Below are 18,325 nucleotides of genomic sequence, written 5' to 3'. Positions count from 1 at the left end.
GGTTTCAGGCTTCGGGAGGACGAGAAACGGTGGCAGTCGAACAGGGGGCCCCCGCGGAGGCGCGGGAGAAGCACGCCGAGCTGGCGGAGCAGGTCGAGGAGCACCGCTTCCGGTACTACGTGAACGACCAGCCGGTCGTCAGCGACGCGGAGTTCGACCGGCTCCTGCGCGACCTGGAGGCGCTGGAGGAGGAGTATCCGGAGCTGCGCACGCCCGACTCGCCGACCCAGAAGGTCGCCGGGTCGTACGCGACGGACTTCGCGTCCGTGCAGCACCGGGAGCGGATGCTGTCGCTGGACAACGCCTTCGACGACGAGGAGCTGGCCGCCTGGGCCGAGCGGATCGCCAAGGACGTCGGCACCGGCGACTACCACTTCCTGTGCGAGCTGAAGGTCGACGGCCTGGCCGTCAACCTCACGTACGAGCACGGGCGGCTGACCCGCGCGGCGACCCGCGGCGACGGCCGCACCGGCGAGGACATCACTCCGAACGTGCGCACGATCGCCGACATCCCGGACCGGCTGCGCGGCGAGCGCGTCCCGGACCTGGTGGAGATCCGCGGCGAGGTCTACTTCCCGATGGAGGCGTTCGAGGGGCTCAACGCGCGCCTGGTCGAGGCCGGCGACAAGCCCTTCGCCAATCCGCGCAACGCGGCGGCGGGCTCGCTGCGCCAGAAGGACCCCAGGGTGACGGCCACCCGCCCGCTGCACATGGTGGTGCACGGCATCGGCGCCCGTGACGGCCTGGAGATCGCCCGGCTCTCGGACGCGTACGAGCTGCTGCACGAGTGGGGCCTGCCCACCGCCCGGCACAACAGGGTGGTCGACACCCTCGCCGGCGTGAAGGACTTCATCGCGTACTTCGGCGAGAACCGGCACTCCGTCGAGCACGAGATCGACGGCGTCGTCGTCAAGCTCGACGAGATCCCGCTCCAGGGCCGGCTCGGCTCCACGGCCCGCGCCCCGCGCTGGGCCATCGCGTGGAAGTACGCGCCGGAGGAGGTCAACACCAAGCTGGTCGACATCAAGGTGGGCGTCGGCCGCACGGGCCGCGTCACGCCGTACGCGCAGGTCGAGCCGGTGACGGTGGCCGGCTCCGAGGTCGAGTTCGCCACCCTGCACAACCAGGACGTGGTGAAGGCCAAGGGCGTGCTGATCGGCGACACCGTCGTGCTGCGCAAGGCCGGTGACGTCATCCCGGAGATCCTCGGACCGGTCGCGGACCTGCGGGACGGCACCGAGCGGGAGTTCGTGATGCCGGCCGAGTGCCCGGAGTGCGGCACGCCGCTGAAGCCGATGAAGGAGGGCGACATCGACCTGCGCTGCCCCAACGCGCGGTCGTGCCCCGCCCAGCTGCGCGAGCGGCTGGCCTTCCTGGCCGGGCGCTCGTCCCTGGACATCGAGAACTTCGGCATGGTCGCGGCGGCGGCGCTGACCCGTCCGCTGGAGCCGGCCGAGCCGCCGCTGGCCGACGAGGGCGACCTGTTCGACCTGACGATCGAGCAGCTGCTGCCGGTCCGGGCGTACGTCCTCGACGCGGACAGCGGGCTGCCCAAGCGGGACCCGAAGACCGGCGAGCCGAAGGTCGTCTCCGTCTTCGCCAACCAGAAGGGCGAGCCGAAGAAGAACGCCCTCGCCATGCTGGCGAACATCGAGGCGGCGAAGACCCGCCCGCTCGCCCGCTTCCTCAACGGCCTGTCGATCCGCCATGTGGGCCCGGTCGCGGCCGAGGCGCTGGCCCGCGAGTTCCGTTCCCTGGAGCGGATCGAGCAGGCGACGGAGGACGAGCTGGCCGCCGTCGACGGCGTCGGCGGGATCATCGCCACCGCCGTGAAGCAGTGGTTCGCCGAGGAGTGGCACCGCGAGATCGTGCGCAAGTGGCGCGCGGCCGGGGTCGCTTTCGAGGACGAGGGTGCCGGCGAGGAGCAGGGGCCGCGGCCGCTGGACGGACTGACCGTCGTCGTCACCGGCACCCTGCAGAACTACACCAGGGATGGCGCAAAAGAATCGCTCCAGGCCCAAGGAGCGAAGGTGACGGGTTCCGTTTCGAAGAAGACCGCCTTCGTGGTCGTCGGTGACAACCCGGGCTCCAAGTACGACAAGGCGATGCAGCTGAAGGTTCCGGTTCTGAACGAGGACGGCTTCGCCATCCTGCTCGAACAGGGGCCCGAGGCAGCTCAGGAGGCCGCGATCCCGACCGAGGGCTAGCCGCCCACGAGGCCGCGGAAGCTCACCCGTTCGGCGCATACCAGATCGTTACGGGTGGCCGGGTCGCATTCGGGCAAGAGATGGAGAGCGCTGCCCGTAGCGGCCCTCCGCGGCCTACTGTGGTGACCGTGCGTCCGTCGCGCACGGCCGCGCGAGGGTCCCTGCCGGCGCGTGCGGGAGCAGGACGCGCACCACCCGCTGTGAGAGGGACGGGAATGAAACCGACCGAGAGCGCCGCCCCGGTCGCACGGCCCCAGGGCCGAGCGGCCTTCGTGGGCATCACCGCAGGACTCCCCGGAGCCCTGGTGGGCATCGCCGCCGTCGCACTCACCGCCGGGCTCTACCATGCGCTGAGCACCGGTCAGGCGCTCTTCCCCGGCGGCGCCCAGGGCTGGTCGCTGGCCGTGCTCACCGGCATCATCGTCGGCCATCTGGTCGCGCTCGGCCGCGACCGCTGGTGGGGCGGCACCGGCTCCGGCGCCGCCCTCACCCTGGCCGTCCTGCTCCTCTACGGCTGGGTGCCGGCCTGTCTGGTCTCGCTCGCCGTCGTCGTGCTCGTCGCCGGCGCCCGCCGGCACCGCTGGCGCCAGGGCCTGCTGCACGGCGCCGTCGACGTCATCGGCACCGGCGCCGCCGCCCTCGTCCTCGCCACCTTCGACTCCGTACCTTCCGTCGCGCGGCCCTGGCAGCCCCTCGACTGGGGGATCGGCGCCGTGCCGGAAGTGGCCCTCGCCGCCGTCGCCTACCTCGTGGCGACCCGGATGCTGCTGTGGTACGCGCTCGCGCCGCAGGGCCGCGGACTGCCCACGGCCGCCCGCAGCGCCCTGGTCCGCCAGGGCCTGGTCGCCGTCGCGCTGCTCGCCATCGCCCCGCTCATCTGCGTCGTCGCCGCCTCCCGGCCGCCGCTCCTGCCGCTCTTCGCGGTCCCGCTCATCGCCCTCGACTCCACCCTGTGGATCGCCCGCGCCCGCGCCGAGGAACAGCTGCGCGACCCGCTCACCGGCCTGCCCAACCGCCAGTGGCTCCTCGAACGCACCTGGACCGCCCTGGAGGAGGCCGAGGGCGAGGGCGTCCGCTCCGCCCTGGTCCTGATCGACCTCGACCGCTTCCGTTCGGTCAACGACACCCTCGGTCACCTCGCCGGCGACCGGCTGCTGCTCCAGATCGCCGAGCGGCTGCGGCTCGCGCTGCCCCGCGGCGCCGAGGCCGCCCGGCTCGGCGGCGACGAGTTCGCCGTGCTGCTGCCCACCGCCGACTCCACCACCAGCGCCCAGCGGGTCGCCCGCCACCTCGTCGCCGAGCTCTCCTCGCCGCTCGACCTCGACGGGCTCACCCTCGTCCTGGAGGCCAGCGCCGGCGTCGCCGTCTTCCCCGAGCACGCCCTCGACGCCGAGGGCCTGCTGCGCCGCGCCGACGTGGCGATGTACCAGGCCAAGCGGGACCGCACCGGCGTCGAGGTGTACGAGTCCAAGCGCGACTCCAACACCCCCGACCGGCTCGGGCTCCTCGGCGACCTGCGCCGAGCCCTCGACGCCGGCGAGGTCGAGCTGCACTACCAGCCCAAGGTCCGCTTCGACGGCCACGTCGCCGGCCTGGAGGCCCTGGTCCGCTGGGTGCACCCCGAGCGCGGCAAGGTCCCGCCGGACGAGTTCATCGCCATCGCCGAGTCCTCCGGCCTGATGCCCCACCTCACCGAGTACGTCCTGGAGACCGCCCTCGCCCAGGTGGCCCGCTGGCGCGCCCAGGGCCTCGACGTGCCCGTCGCCGTCAACGTCTCGCCGCGCGACGTCCACACCCCCGGCTTCGCCGGCGCCGTCGCCGCCCGGCTCGCCCGGCACGGCGTCCCGGCCGGCGCGCTCCAGCTGGAGATAACGGAGCACGTCCTCCTGGAGGACCCGCAGCGGGCCGCCGACACCATGGCCGGTCTCACCGGCCACGGCGTCAAGATGTCCCTCGACGACTTCGGCACCGGCTACTCCTCCCTGGTGCACCTGCGCCGGCTCCCGGTCAGCGAACTGAAGATCGACCGCTCCTTCGTCGCCCGGCTCGCCGTCGACACCGAGGACGCCGAGATCGTCCGCTGCACCGTCGACCTCGCCCACTCCCTCGGCCTGCTCGTGGTCGCCGAGGGCGTCGAGGACGACGAGACCTGGGAGCGCCTGCGCGACCTGGGCTGCGACGCCGTCCAGGGCTGGCTGGTGGCCGCCGCCATGCCGCCCGCCGAGGCCACCGCCTGGCTCCGCGCCCGCGGCGAACACGGCTGGCGCCGCCCCTCGGAGATCGCCGCGAGCGCCGCGCTCGCGGACTCCGAGCACCCCTCCGAGCACCCCTCCGAGCACCCCTCCGGACACGTCGTGCAGTAGCCGTGCGCGCGCCGTCACGGCAAACCGTTTCACGGGCAGCGGTGCGGGCCCCATAGGATTGGGCCAACACCATCACACTCACCCCGTGAGGATCTGCATGCCTGGCATCACGCGCGAGGAGGTCGCACACCTCGCACGGCTGGCGCGTCTGGAGCTCAAGGCCGAAGAACTCGACCACTTCGCCGGACAGCTCGACGACATCATCGGCGCGGTCGCCCGCGTCTCCGAGGTCGCCGACCAAGACGTACCGCCGACCTCCCACCCGCTGCCGCTGACCAATGTCATGCGCGCGGACGAGGTCCGTCCGTCGCTCACCCCCGAGCAGGCGCTCTCCGGCGCCCCGGCCCAGGAGAAGCAGCGTTTCAAGGTGCCGCAGATCCTGGGGGAGGACTAAGAACGTCATGACGGACAACAGCACCATCATCAAGCTCACCGCCGCCGAGACCGCGGCGAAGATCGCCTCCGGCGAGCTCACCGCCGTCCAGGTCACCGAGGCCCACCTGGCGCGCATCGACGCCGTCGACGAGAAGGTCCACGCCTTCCTGCACGTCGACCGCGAGGGCGCGCTGGCCCAGGCCCGCGCCGTGGACGAGAAGCGCGCCCGGGGCGAGCGGCTCGGCCCGCTGGCCGGTGTGCCGCTGGCGCTCAAGGACATCTTCACGACCAAGGGCGTGCCCACGACGGTCGGCTCGAAGATGCTCGAGGGCTGGATCCCGCCGTACGACGCGACCCTGGTCAAGAAGCTCAAGGCCGCCGACGTGGTCATCCTGGGCAAGACCAACATGGACGAGTTCGCGATGGGCTCCTCCACGGAGAACAGCGCCTACGGCCCGACCGGCAACCCGTGGGACCTGACCCGCATCCCGGGCGGCTCCGGCGGTGGCTCCTCGGCAGCGCTCGCCGCGTACCAGGCCCCGCTCGCCATCGGCACGGACACCGGCGGCTCGATCCGCCAGCCCGCCGCCGTCACCGGCACGGTCGGCGTCAAGCCGACCTACGGCGCGGTCTCCCGCTACGGCATGGTGGCCTTCTCCTCCTCGCTCGACCAGGGCGGCCCCTGCGCCCGCACGGTGCTCGACGCGGCCCTGCTGCACGAGGCGATCGCCGGGCACGACCCGCTCGACTCCACCTCCATCGACCTGCCGGTCCCGCCGGTGGTCGAGGCCGCCCGCAACGGCTCGGTGGCCGGGATGCGCGTCGGCGTCGTCAAGCAGTTCCGCGGCGAGGGCTACCAGGCCGGCGTCATGCAGCGCTTCGACGAGTCCGTCGAGCTGCTGAAGTCGCTCGGCGCCGAGATCGTCGAGGTGGACTGCCCGTCCTTCGACCTCGCGCTCTCCGCGTACTACCTGATCGCGCCGTCCGAGTGCTCCTCCAACCTGGCCCGCTTCGACGGTCTGCGCTACGGACTGCGCACCGGCGACGACGGCACCCGGTCCGCCGAGGACGTCACCGCGCTCACCCGCGAGGCCGGCTTCGGCCCCGAGGTCAAGCGCCGCATCATCCTCGGCACGTACGCGCTGAGCTCGGGCTACTACGACGCGTGGTTCGGCTCGGCCCAGAAGGTCCGCACCCTCATCACCCGCGAGTTCGAGAAGGCGTTCGAGCAGGTCGACGTGATGGTGTCGCCGACGACGCCGACCACCGCCTTCCCGATCGGCGAGCGCGCCGACGACCCGATGGCGATGTACCTCGCGGACCTGTGCACCATCCCGACCAACCTGGCCGGCAACGCCGCCATGTCGCTGCCCTGCGGCCTGGCGCCGGAGGACGGACTGCCGGTCGGCCTGCAGATCATCGCCCCCGCCATGAAGGACGACCGGCTGTACAAGGTCGGCGCCGCCGTCGAGGCCGCCTTCGTGGAAAAGTGGGGTCACCCGCTGCTTGAGGAGGCTCCGTCGCTGTGAGCACCAGTGCACTGCAGAAGGCCAAGGGCTTCAAGAAGTCCAAGACCGGTACGTACCTGTCCATGGCCACCACCGCGTTCGGCGCCGTGAGCGTGACGAAGCAGATCAAGAAGGCCCGCAACGAGCACGACACGCTCAAGCTCGTCGACGCCGTCGTGTCCGCCGCCGCGATCGTCACCGGCCTCGCGATCCTGTACCGCGAGCTGAAGCGTCTCGGCGACGACGACGTCCTGCTGGGCTGAGAGGGAAGTTCCACCGTGACTGTCACTGAACTGCTGTCGTACGAGGCGGCGCTCGCCACGTACGACCCCGTCATGGGCCTGGAGGTCCATGTCGAGCTGGGCACGAAGACGAAGATGTTCTGCGGCTGCTCGACCGAGCTCGGCCAGGACGCCAACGCCCAGACCTGCCCGACCTGCCTCGGCCTGCCCGGCGCCCTGCCGGTCGTCAACGCCGTCGGCGTCGAGTCCGCCATCAAGATCGGTCTCGCGCTGAACTGCGAGATCGCCGAGTGGTGCCGCTTCGCCCGGAAGAACTACTTCTATCCGGACATGCCGAAGAACTTCCAGACCTCCCAGTACGACGAGCCCATCGCCTTCGACGGCTACCTGGACGTCCAGCTGGAGGACGGCGAGATCTTCCGTGTGGAGATCGAGCGCGCCCACATGGAGGAGGACACCGGCAAGTCCACCCACATCGGTGGCGCGACCGGCCGCATCCACGGCGCCTCGCACTCGCTGCTCGACTACAACCGGGCCGGCATCCCGCTGATCGAGATCGTCACCAAGCCGATCGTCGGCGCGGGCGAGCGGGCCCCGGAGGTCGCCAAGGCCTACGTGGCGGAGCTGCGCGAGCTGATCCGCGCCCTGGGCGTCTCCGAGGCGCGCATGGACAAGGGCCAGATGCGCTGCGACGTCAACCTGTCGCTGATGCCGAAGGGCTCCAGCACCTTCGGTACGCGCTCGGAGACGAAGAACGTCAACTCGCTCCGCTCCGTGGAGCGCGCGGCGCGCTTCGAGGTCCAGCGTCACGCGGCGATCCTGTCCGCCGGCGGCACGGTCGTGCAGGAGACCCGTCACTTCCACGAGGACGACGGCACCACCACCTCCGGCCGCATCAAGGACAACGCCGAGGACTACCGCTACTTCCCCGAGCCGGACCTGGTGCCGGTGGCCCCCTCCCGCGAGTGGGTCGAGGAGCTGCGGGGCGGTCTGCCCGAGCTGCCGCGCGTGCGCCGCAACCGGCTGCGCGAGGAGTGGGGCGTGTCCGAGCTGGACATGCAGTCCATCCTCAACGCGGGCGCGGTCGACGCGATCGTCGCCACGACCGAGGCGGGCGCCGACGCGGCGTCGGCCCGCAAGTGGTGGATGGGCGAGCTGGCCCGTAACGCCAACGAGCGGGGCGTCTCCCTTGAGGAGCTGCCCATCACCCCGGCGGACGTCGCCCGCGTGTCGGCCCTGGTCGCCTCCGGCGACCTGAACGACAAGCTGGCCCGTCAGGTCATCGAGGGCGTCCTCGCCGGCGAGGGCACCCCGGACGAGGTCGTCGAGAAGCGCGGTCTGAAGGTCGTCTCCGACGACAGCGCGCTCGGCACGGCCGTCGACGAGGCCATCGCGGGCAACGCGGCCATCGCCGACAAGATCCGCGGCGGCAAGGTCGCCGCGGTCGGCGCCCTGGTCGGCGCGGTCATGAAGGCCACCCGTGGCCAGGCGGACGCGGCGAAGGTCAAGGACCTGATCCTGGAGAAGCTGGGCGTCAGCGAGGGCTGATCGTCCACTCAGCCGCACCACAGTGGCCTCGCACCGGAGTTCCGGTGCGGGGCCACTGTCGTGCGGCGCGTCCGTGCGCCGGTCGGCGATTTCCGGACAGTTTCCGGACAGGTGGGGGAAGAGGCCGTCGGGGCCGGGCTCCACGGCGGCCCGGGCGGGGTGGGCGGCCGAGTGACGTGCTGCCGATTGGCCGAAATGCGATCGGGTTGCCGCTGTATTCCACTGCTATACGATCGCGCCTGATCTGTCTCTGATCGTATGGGGGAAAGAGATGTCCGTTATCCGAAGAGCCCTGGCGCTGGCCGCCGTCGGCTCCCTCGGCCTCGCCGGCGTGGTCGGCCTGCAGGCCGGCCCGTTCGCCGCCACGGCGGCCGCCGCCACCGCCCCGGACAGCAGCCGGTTCCACGGCGTCAACTGGGCCGACCCGCGCGACAACTACGCCGACGACGAGGTCGTCCCGTCCGGACTGTCGACCGCGGACGACTACCTGACGACGTACCAGAAGTCCGCCGCCGTCGTCGGCCAGTTCCAGACCAAGTTCGGCGCCGACACCGTGCGGCTGCCGGTCAACCCGGCCACCGTCAACGGCCCGTGGTGGGGCTCGTACACCGGAGCCATCGACGCCGCCGTCGGCAAGGGCGCCAAGGTCCTGCTCGCCTACTGGGAGGGCACCGCCGCCAAGGACGGCCGGATCGACGACCAGGCCGCCTACGACACGATGTGGTCGACGATCGTCGACCGCTACGGCGACAACGACCGGGTCTACTTCGAGCCGATGAACGAGCCGTTCGGCTACAGCGCGAGCGAGTGGACCGACACCGCCGCCCGCTGGCTCGGCGACCACGGCCGCAGCATCCCGCGCGACCGCGTCTTCGTCGGCGGCACCGGCTACAGCGAGGACGTCCGGCCCGTGTGCGCCGACAGCCGCCTCGCGGGCACCCACCTCTCGCTGCACCAGTACGGCTTCTGGCACGCGGACTGGAACCAGCACGCCAACTGGTCCGCCGACCTGCGCACCAAGGTGGGCGGCTGCGCCTCGCGCACGGTCCTCACCGAGTTCGGCGCCACGCTGACCACCGGCCTGGACTACAACGGCCCGGTCAGCGCCAACCACGAGATCGCCTACCTCCAGGCCGCCACCGACACCCTGCGCGAGCTGAACATGGGCTCGGTCTACTGGCCCGGGCTCCGCAACGGCGACTGGTACAGCCTCACCGAGCTCCAGGGCACCGGCACCGACCTGACCCTGCGCACCACCAACACCTCCGCCGCCGACCGGCTCGCCTGGTCCTGGTTCGGCACCGGCCGCCCGGCCATCACCTCCGGCGCGCTGCGCGGCGTGGGCTCCGGCCTCTGCCTGGACGTGCCCGGCGTCTCGCGCGAGCCGGGCACCCGGATGGCCATCTGGTACTGCAACGGCGGCGAGAACCAGCAGTGGACCTACACCGCGGCCAAGGAGCTGCGGGTGTACGGCGACATGTGCCTGGACGTCGACCACGGCGGCACCGCGGGCGGCACCCCGTTGATCCTGTGGCCGTGCAACGGCGGCAGCAACCAGAAGTGGAACATCAACGCCGGCGGCTCGATCACGGCCCAGGACTCCGGCCTGGCCCTCGACGTCGGCGGCCAGGCCACGTCCGCGGGCAGCGCGGTCGGCCTCTGGTACGGCAACGACGGCACCAACCAGAAGTGGCAGCGCAGCTGACCCGCTGACCGCACGACCGGTGAGGCCGGCACGACCGGCATGACCGGCATGACCGGCATGACCGGCACGACCCGTACGGGCGGTCGCGGCGAGGAGCCGCGGCCGCCCGTACGTTCATTCCGGGGCCGCTGCCGGGCCTCCTTCGCGTCATCCCGTCTCATTAGCGTCCCCGCCGTACCACCCCGTGGCCCGGCGAAGGAGCCGCGGGCTGTCGAGGAGAGAGGTCGGGGCGTTGACACCGGAGTTTTCGCGCAGAAGGCTGCTCGCGCTCGGCGGAGGCGCGCTGGGCGTCGCCGCCACCGGGTCGCTGCTGCCGCCGTCGTTGCAGGCGGCGATGGCCGCGGAGCCGCCGGCGGGCGGGATGTCGGCGGTCCGGCACGTGGTGGTCCTGATGCAGGAGAACCGTTCCTTCGACCACTACTTCGGCACCCTGCGCGGCGTCCGCGGCTTCGGCGACCGCAACGCGGTCGAACTGCCCTCCGGCGCGAACGTCTTCGAGCAGCCGGGCCCGCTCGGCCGGACCGTGCTGCCCTTCCCGGTGCGCGGCGCCGCCGCGGCGCAGGCGAAGGACCTCCAGTACATCGGCGCCCTGGACCACTCCTGGAGCGGCGGCGCCCGGGCCTGGCGCGACGGCTGGATGGACGGCTGGGTCTCCGCGAAGACCGCGGCCACGATGGCGTACTACGACCGCCAGGACATCCCGCTGCACTACGAGCTCGCCGACTCCTTCACCATCTGCGACGCCTACCACTCCTCCATCCACACCTCCACCAGCCCCAACCGCAACCACCTGTGGTCCGGCTGGACCGGCTACGAGGCCGACGGCGGCCGCGCCGTCACCAACGCCGCCTACGCCGAGGACACCCACCCGGGCTACGGCTGGCCCACCTACGCCGAGCGGCTCGAAGCCGCCGGGCGCAGCTGGAAGACGTACACCGAGTGGGAGAACTTCACCGACAACAACATCGAGTTCTTCACCACCTTCAAGCAGGTCGCCCGCAAGGCGCTCGCGAGGACCGGCACGGGCGGCGCGGCGCCGCACACCTTCATGGAGTCCTTCTACGCGGCCGTCCGCGAGAGCGCCGACCCCGCCGAGCGGGCCAGGCTCCTCGGCCTCCTGGAGGAGGGCGTGGCCACCCTCACCGACGCCGAGCACTCGCTCTTCGAGCGCGGCCTGCGCCGGGTCGAGAGCGGCACCCTGGCCGACGCCTTCCGCGCCGACGTCGCCGCCGGCACGCTGCCCGAGGTCTCCTACCTGGTGCCCTCGGCGATCGACTCCGAGCACCCCGGCTCCTCCTCGCCGGTCGCCTCCGCGAGCCTCGTCTACAAGGTGCTCGACGCCCTCGGCGCGCACCCCGAGGTGTGGCGCCACACGGTCGTGCTGATCAACTACGACGAGAACGACGGCTTCTTCGACCACGTCCCGCCGCCCGTCCCGCCGGCCGGGAACACCGACGAGCGCTGGCAGGGGCGGCCCACCGGCCTCGGCATCCGGGTCCCGCTGCTCGTGGTCTCCCCGTGGACGGTCGGCGGCTACGTCTGCTCCGAGACCTTCGACCACACCTCCGTGATCCGCTTCCTGGAGCGGCTGACCGGCGTCCGGGAGCCCAACATCACGCCCTGGCGCCGGGCCGTCACCGGCGATCTCACCTCCGCCTTCGACTGGCGGCGCACCCGCGCCCTGCCGCCCGTCGAGCAGCCCGGCCCGGTCCCGCCGTTCAGCGGCCGCTGGCGGCCGCAGCCGCCGGCCGTCCAGACGATGCCGGTGCAGGAGCCCGGCACGCGCCCGGCGCGCCCGCTGCCGTACCAGCCGGACGCCTCGGCCACGGTCGGCGACGGTGCCGTCACGGTCGCGCTGAGCAACACCGGCCGGGCGAGCGCGCACTTCGCGCTCTACCCGTACGCGGGCGAGTTCGCCGTCCCGCAGCACACCGACGTCCGGGGTGCGGGGGAGTGGCGGGTCCCGGTCGCCGGGGAGCGCTACCGCTTCACGGTCACCGGGCCCAACGGCTTCCGCCGCGAGTTCGCCGGCCCGGCCGCGGGCGGCGCCGGGCTCGCCTCGCGCATCGACCACCACGACCGCGACCTGCACCTCACCCTGCGCAACGACTCCGCGGCCCCGGTCGCCTTCACCGTCCGGCCGCTCGGCTACGTGGACGCCGACGACCTCACGGACTGGACGCGCACCGTCACCGTGAAGCCGGGCCGGTCACGCACGGTCGTGCACTCCGCCGCCGACGCGCACGGCTGGTACGACATCGAGGTCACCGCCCCCGACGGCTTCCGCCGCCGGCTCATGGGCCACATCGAGAACGGCCGCCCGAGCGTCTCGGGCTGAGGTCGCGCAGCTCGCTGAGGTCCCGTAGCTCACAGGGCCCTTATGGCCCTGTGAGCATTGCCACGAAACGGACAAAGGATCACGTTTGGCTGCGACAGTGGGCGGAACACCGATCCATCCAGGGAGCGCGTCCGTTGGCAGCCATCGCCCGATGGTGCGTGAAGCACCGCCTCGTCGCCGTCCTGCTCTGGCTCCTCGCCCTCGGCGGGGCCGTCACCGGAGCGGCGCTCGCCGGGAACGCGTACTCCAACGACTACGAGGTCCCCGGGACCGAGTCCGGCCGTGCCACCGCCCTCCTGGAACAGGGCTTCCACGGCGCCGGCGGTGACACCGACACCATCGTCTGGCACACCGACCGCGGCAGCGTGAGCGCCGCCGGCGTCGAGCAGCGCATGACCGGCATGCTCCGCCAGGTCGAGGCCCTCCCCGGCATCGCCTCCGTCACCTCCCCCTACGGCTCCGCGCAGGGCCAGATCAGCGCGGACGGGCACACCGCCTACGCCACCGTCGCCTTCGACGCCCAGGCCAACGACATCCCCAAGGCCCAGGCCCAGGCCCTCGTCGACACCGCCAAGGCCGCGGCCACCGACGACGTCCAGGTCGAGCTCGGCGGTGCCGCCGTCGGGGCCACCGTGGGCACCGGCGGGCACATGGCCGAGATCGTCGGCGTGGCCGTCGCCGCCGTCGTGCTCTTCCTCGCCTTCGGCTCCCTCGCCGCCGCCCTGCTCCCCATCGCGACCGCCCTGGTCAGCGTCGGCATCGCCTTCTCCGGCATCGTGCTGCTCGGCCACGTCATGACGGTCGCCGACTTCGCCCCGATGCTCGGCACGCTCATCGGACTGGGCGTCGGCATCGACTACGCGCTGTTCATCGTGACCCGGCACCGCAAGGGCCTCAAACGCGGCCTGCCGGTCGCCGAGGCCGCCCGCATCGCGGTCGCCACCACCGGCCGGGCCGTGGTCTTCGCGGGCGCCACCGTCTGCATCGCGCTGCTCGGCATGCTGATCCTGCGGCTCAGCTTCCTCAACGGCGTCGCCATCGCCGCCTCGCTGACCGTCGTCCTCACCGTCGCCGCCTCCGTCACCCTGCTGCCCGCGCTGCTCTCCCTCATCGGCATGCGCGCCCTCAGCCGACGCGAGCGCCGGCAGCTCGCCGAGCACGGCCCGCAGCCGGAGCTGCCCACCGGCTTCGCGGCCCGCTGGTCCGCCTTCGTCGAGCGCCACCCGAAGCTGCTCGGCGCGGTCGCCGTCCTCGTCATGGCGGTGCTCGCCCTGCCGACGTTCTCGCTCCACCTCGGCTCCTCCGACCAGGGCAACAACCCGGCCACCGCGACCACCCGCAAGGCCTACGACCTGATCGCCGACGGTTTCGGACCCGGTGCGAACGGGCCGCTCACCCTCGTCGCCTCGCTCGACGGCGCCGACGACCGGCTCGCCCTCGACGAGCTGCCGGCCCGCCTCGCCCACACCAAGGGCGTCGAGTCGGTCTCCCCGATCACGTACAACGGCTCCGGCGACACCGCCGTGATCACCGTCGTCCCGGACTCCTCGCCGCAGTCGACGGCCACCAGCGAACTGGTCGACCGGCTGCGCCACGACGTCGTGCCGAGCGTCTCCGACGGCACCTCGCTCCAGGTCCACGTCGGCGGCGTCACCGCCTCCTTCGACGACTTCGCGCAGATCATCATCGGCAAGCTGCCGCTGTTCGTCGGCGTCGTGATCGCCCTCGGCTGCGTGCTCCTGCTGCTCGCCTTCCGGTCCATCGGCATCCCGCTCAAGGCCGCGCTGATGAACATCATGGCCGTCGCGGGCGCCTTCGGCGTGGTCGTCGCGATCTTCCAGTGGGGGTGGGGCAGCGAGGCGCTCGGCCTCGGCAGCGCCGGGCCCATCGAACCCTTCCTGCCCGTGATCATGGTCTCGGTGCTCTTCGGCCTCTCCATGGACTACCAGGTCTTCCTGGTCAGCCGGATGTACGAGGAGTGGCTGGAGACCGGCGACAACCGCCGTGCGGTCCGGGTCGGCCTCGCCGAGACCAGCCGGGTGATCAACTCGGCGGCGGTCATCATGATCTCCGTCTTCCTCGCCTTCGTGCTCTCCGGCGACCGGGTCGTCGCGATGTTCGGCATCGCGCTCGCCGCCGCCGTCGCCCTGGACGCCTTCGTCCTGCGCACCCTCCTCGTCCCCGCCCTCATGCACATGCTCGGCGGCGCCAACTGGTGGCTGCCCCGCTGGCTGGACCGCCGTCTGCCCCGGATCAGCATCGAACCGCCCGAGTGCCGCGTGGCCGCCGACGCCCGCGCGGACATCGCGGCACGGACCGCCGGCGCCGTGGATGCCGCGGGTGCCGTGGAGGGCGCCGCGATCCCCGCGCAGCGGGTGTCCGTGGCCAGGACCGAGGACGCCTAGGACCCGCTCGGACAGGCCCTAAGGCACCCCCGGGTACGTCTAAGGCCCCCCGTACTCCGAACATGCGGCACCCGCCCGATGCCGCGCACCCCCCTGGGAGACGAAAGTAGAGGCATCGCAAGGAGCGATACCGAAACCGAAATCACCGGGGAGAACACGATGTTCGAGTACCAGCTGCACGTCGCCCACCACAACGAGCTCGTCGCCGAGGCCGCCGCCCAGCGCCTGGCCCACGAGGCCGCCCGCGCCGGCCGCCGCGCCCGCCGCACCGGCCGCCAGGAACCGGAGGGCCGGGTGAGCGCCGACCGCAACCGCTTCGCACGGGCCGCGTGACCACCCGATGCGCACCCGTACGAGCGGAGCACCGGATCTCTGTGCGATGCTCGGCGCCGTGGAGACCAGGTCAGTCAGCCCCGTCTTCGTCGGCCGCGCCGGCGAACTCACCGCCCTCACCGAGGCGCTCTCCCGCGGCGGCGCGGGAGAGCCCCAGGCGCTGCTCGTCGGAGGCGAGGCAGGTGTCGGAAAGACCCGCCTCATCGAGGAGTTCACCGCCCGGGCCCGCGCCCAGGGCGCCATCGTCGCCCTCGGCGGCTGCGTCGAGGTCGGCGCCGACGGCCTGCCCTTCGCGCCCTTCTCCACCGCCCTGCGCGCCCTGCGCCGGGAACTGCCCGAGGAGTTCGCCGCCGCCGCCGACGGCCAGGAGGGCGAACTCGCCCGGCTGCTCCCCGAACTCGGCGACGTCGGCGGCCTCGAACCCGCCGCCGAGGACGCCACCGCCCGCCTCTTCGAGCTGACCGCACGGCTCCTGGAGAACGTCGCCGGGGACCGCGCCCTCGTCCTCGTCCTGGAGGACCTGCACTGGGCCGACGCCTCCACCCGGCACCTGCTCGCCTACCTCTTCCGCACCCTCGACCGCGGCCGGATCACGGTCGTCGCCACCTATCGCGCCGACGACATCCACCGGCGCCACCCGCTGCGCCCGCTGCTCGCCGAACTCGACCGGCTGCGCTCCGTCCGCCGCGTCGAACTCGCCCGCTTCACCCGCGCCGAGGTGCACCGCCAGCTCACCGGCATCCTCGCCGCCGAACCCGAACCGGCCCTGCTCGACGAGGTCTTCCGCCGCTCCGACGGCAACGCCTTCTTCGTCGAGGAACTCGTCGCCTCCCACGAGTGCGGCCGCGAGGTCGGCACGCTGAGCGAATCCCTCCGCGACATCCTCCTGGTCCGCGTCGAGACCCTGCCCGAAGAGGCCCAGCGGGTCGTCCGGATCGTCGCCGAAGGCGGCTCCACCGTCGAGTTCGACCTGCTCGCCGCCGTCGCCGGACTCCCCGAGGACACCCTCATCGAGGCCCTGCGCGCCGCCGTCGGCGCCAACATCCTGCTCGCCGCCCCCGACGGCGACGGCTACCGCTTCCGCCACTCCCTGGTCCGCGAGGCCGTCAGCGACGACCTGCTGCCCGGCGAGCGGACCCGGCTGCACCGCCGCTACGCCGAGGCCCTGGGGGCCGACCCCGGCCTCGTCCGCGCCGACGAGCGCGCCAACCGGCTCGCCACGTACTGGTACCACGCCCACGACGCCGCCCGGGCGCTGCCCGCCGTGCTCCGCGCCTCCGTCGAGACCCGCAAGCGCCACGCCTACGCCGAACAGCTCCGGCTCCTCGAACGCGCCCTGGAACTCTGGGACAAGGTCGCCGACGAGGTCCGCCGCTCGCTGCGCCCCATCGACTACGCCGAGGCGTACCCGGCCTGCGGCGGCGACCGCGAGAACACCCCGCTGCGCTACGTCGACCTGCTCGCCGAGGCCGCCTTCGCCGCCCGCCTCTCCGGCGAACGCGAACGCGCCCTGAAGATCGGCCGGATGGCGCTCCGGATCCTCGACGAGGACGGCGAGCAGGACCCGCTGCGCGCCGCCTGGTTCTACGTCGAGGCGGCCCGCATGAAGTCCAACCTGGCCCGCGGCGACGGCTGGGCCGAGATCGCCCGCGCCCAGGAACTCGTCCGTGGCCTCCCGCCGTCCGCCGTGCACGCCGTCGTGCTCGCCGTCGCCGCCGGCTGGGGCATGCTCCGCAACCCCGGCCCCGCGGCCCTCGCCGCCGCCGAACGGGCCGTCGAGTACGCCCGGCTGGTCAAGGCCGAGTCCACCGAACTCAACGCGCGGCTCACCCTCGGCACCATCCTGGTCCTCGCCGGCGACGTCGAGGACGGACTCGCCGAGATGCACGCCGTACGGACGCGGACCACGGCCCTCGGCCAGTTCCACGAGGCCGCCCGCGCCCACGTCAACATCTCCTCCTCCCTGGAGGGACTCGGCCGCTCCCGCGAGGCGGTGGAGACCGCCGTCGCCGGCATCGAGCTGGCCCGCTCCCGCGGCCTCGTCGACAGCGCCGGCTGGATCCGCGCCAACCTCGCCGAGTCGCTGCACTCGCTCGGCGAGTGGGACCGCGCCCAGGAGGAGTCCGAGACGCTGCTGCGCACCGCCGCCGGCGGCACCAAGCCGGGCGGCAGCGCCCTGGCCCTGCTCGCCCAGCTCGCCGTCGCCCGCGGCGACACCGCCGCGGCCGCCGCCCGCCTCGCCGAGGCCGCCGACCGCTACGGCCAGGGCCGCGACCCCATACCGCAGTACAACCTGATCACCGCGCACGTGACGCTCCTCGTCGCCGTCGCCGAGGGCCGGCTCGCCGACGTGCGCGCCGAGCTCGCCGCCGCGGTCGAGGCCGGCTTCCCGCCCGGCTCCCACCGCTACGGCTGGCCGATCCTGCTCGCCGCCGCCACCGCCGAGGCCGACAACCTGGGCCTGCCCGCCGCCGCCGAGGGCCGCGCCGCCGCGCTCGACCTGATCCGCCGCGGCGTCCGCGGCCTGGCCACGCCCGCACCCGTCTGGCAGGCCCACTCGCTGCACCTGTCCGCCGAACTCGCCCGCGCCGAGGGCCGCGACACCGCCGAGCGCTGGGCCGAGGCCGTCGCCGCCCACGAGCCCCTCGACCGGCCCTACGACCTCGCCCGGGTCCGGCGGCGGCTCGCCGACGCGCTGCTCGCCGAGGGCGGCCGGCGCGACGAGGCCGCCGCGCTGCTCCGTGACGCCCACACCACCGCCGTACGCCTCGGGGCGCACCCGCTGCGCGAGGACGTCGAGCTGCTCGCCGCCCGCGCCCGGCTCGCCCCGGTCACCGGCCCGGCCGCCGTGCCCGCGCAGCCCGAGCCGGAGCAGGACGACGCCTTCGGTCTGACCCCGCGCGAACAGGACGTGCTGCGGCTCGTCGCCGAGGGCCGCACCAACCGGCAGATCGCCGAGGCGCTGTTCATCTCACCGAAGACGGCGAGCGTCCACGTCTCCAACATCCTCGCGAAGCTGGGCGTCGCGGGGCGCGGCGAGGCGGCGGCGATGGCCCACCGGCTGCGCCTCCTGGAGACCTCCGCCTGATCAGCCGTCGCCGGCCGCCGCGTCGGCGGCGGCCGGCTTCCGTATGGTCACCTTCCCGGAGGTCAGGTCTATCGGCCCCCGGGAGGGATCGCCGTCGCCCATGTCCTCCCGGGTCAGGGCGAGCCGCTGCCGCTCGTCCTCGGTGTGCTTGCGGCCGGGCGCGAAGAGCTCTTCCATGAAGCTGAACATCGGCCTCGCCTTCCTCGGGTCCTC

Annotated in this window: 12 protein-coding genes; 11 read left to right on the top strand and 1 reads right to left on the bottom strand. The window is 72.9% G+C overall.

Annotated elements, in window-relative coordinates; all coding sequences use genetic code 11:
* Positions 1-29: 29 nt before the first annotated feature.
* From ligA to ACFYU9_RS32850, 11 genes are all read left to right on the top strand, one after another.
* Positions 30-2,207: an NAD-dependent DNA ligase LigA gene (gene ligA, locus ACFYU9_RS32900; RefSeq protein WP_389347257.1), complete on the top strand. Its 2,178-nt coding sequence runs from the start codon at positions 30-32 to the stop codon at positions 2,205-2,207.
* A 215-nt stretch (positions 2,208-2,422) separates the two neighbouring features.
* Positions 2,423-4,570 carry a putative bifunctional diguanylate cyclase/phosphodiesterase gene (locus ACFYU9_RS32895; RefSeq protein WP_389347255.1) on the top strand — a complete coding sequence of 716 codons (2,148 nt, stop codon included), beginning with the start codon at positions 2,423-2,425 and terminating at the stop codon, positions 4,568-4,570.
* Between the two features lie 97 nt (positions 4,571-4,667).
* Complete coding sequence (gatC, locus tag ACFYU9_RS32890) at positions 4,668-4,964, top strand: Asp-tRNA(Asn)/Glu-tRNA(Gln) amidotransferase subunit GatC (RefSeq protein ID WP_389347253.1); 297 nt, start codon at positions 4,668-4,670, stop codon at positions 4,962-4,964.
* A 7-nt stretch (positions 4,965-4,971) separates the two neighbouring features.
* Positions 4,972-6,474, top strand: coding sequence for an Asp-tRNA(Asn)/Glu-tRNA(Gln) amidotransferase subunit GatA (gatA, locus tag ACFYU9_RS32885; protein ID WP_389208807.1), 1,503 nt, complete (start codon positions 4,972-4,974; stop codon positions 6,472-6,474).
* A 62-nt stretch (positions 6,475-6,536) separates the two neighbouring features.
* The gene (locus tag ACFYU9_RS32880; RefSeq protein WP_389209220.1) at positions 6,537-6,716 is read left to right on the top strand and encodes a hypothetical protein; all 180 of its coding nucleotides are present in this window, start codon (positions 6,537-6,539) and stop codon (positions 6,714-6,716) included.
* A 15-nt stretch (positions 6,717-6,731) separates the two neighbouring features.
* Positions 6,732-8,243, top strand: coding sequence for an Asp-tRNA(Asn)/Glu-tRNA(Gln) amidotransferase subunit GatB (gene gatB, locus ACFYU9_RS32875; protein WP_389347251.1), 1,512 nt, complete (start codon positions 6,732-6,734; stop codon positions 8,241-8,243).
* A 271-nt stretch (positions 8,244-8,514) separates the two neighbouring features.
* Positions 8,515-9,948: a ricin-type beta-trefoil lectin domain protein gene (locus ACFYU9_RS32870; RefSeq protein WP_389347249.1), complete on the top strand. Its 1,434-nt coding sequence runs from the start codon at positions 8,515-8,517 to the stop codon at positions 9,946-9,948.
* A 232-nt stretch (positions 9,949-10,180) separates the two neighbouring features.
* Positions 10,181-12,286: a phosphocholine-specific phospholipase C gene (locus tag ACFYU9_RS32865; protein WP_389347246.1), complete on the top strand. Its 2,106-nt coding sequence runs from the start codon at positions 10,181-10,183 to the stop codon at positions 12,284-12,286.
* A 134-nt stretch (positions 12,287-12,420) separates the two neighbouring features.
* Positions 12,421-14,691: an MMPL family transporter gene (locus ACFYU9_RS32860; protein ID WP_389208813.1), complete on the top strand. Its 2,271-nt coding sequence runs from the start codon at positions 12,421-12,423 to the stop codon at positions 14,689-14,691.
* 159 nt (positions 14,692-14,850) lie between these two features.
* Positions 14,851-15,024 (top strand): hypothetical protein, encoded by a 174-nt coding sequence (locus tag ACFYU9_RS32855; RefSeq protein ID WP_389208815.1) that lies wholly within the window; start codon positions 14,851-14,853, stop codon positions 15,022-15,024.
* 46 nt (positions 15,025-15,070) lie between these two features.
* Positions 15,071-18,112 (top strand): AAA family ATPase, encoded by a 3,042-nt coding sequence (locus ACFYU9_RS32850; protein ID WP_389347243.1) that lies wholly within the window; start codon positions 15,071-15,073, stop codon positions 18,110-18,112.
* On the opposite strand, the gene ACFYU9_RS32845 is transcribed toward ACFYU9_RS32850, so the two are convergent.
* Positions 18,113-18,301, bottom strand: a complete 189-nt coding sequence (locus tag ACFYU9_RS32845; RefSeq protein ID WP_389347241.1) for a DUF6191 domain-containing protein — start codon at positions 18,299-18,301, stop codon at positions 18,113-18,115.
* Between the last annotated feature and the right edge of the window lie 24 nt (positions 18,302-18,325).

The sequence above is a fragment of the Streptomyces sp. NPDC004327 genome (assembly GCF_042873935.1).
Lineage (GTDB): Bacteria > Actinomycetota > Actinomycetes > Streptomycetales > Streptomycetaceae > Streptomyces.
The sequence above is the reverse complement of the archived record's forward strand: the minus strand, read 5'-3'. Positions and strand labels throughout refer to the sequence as shown.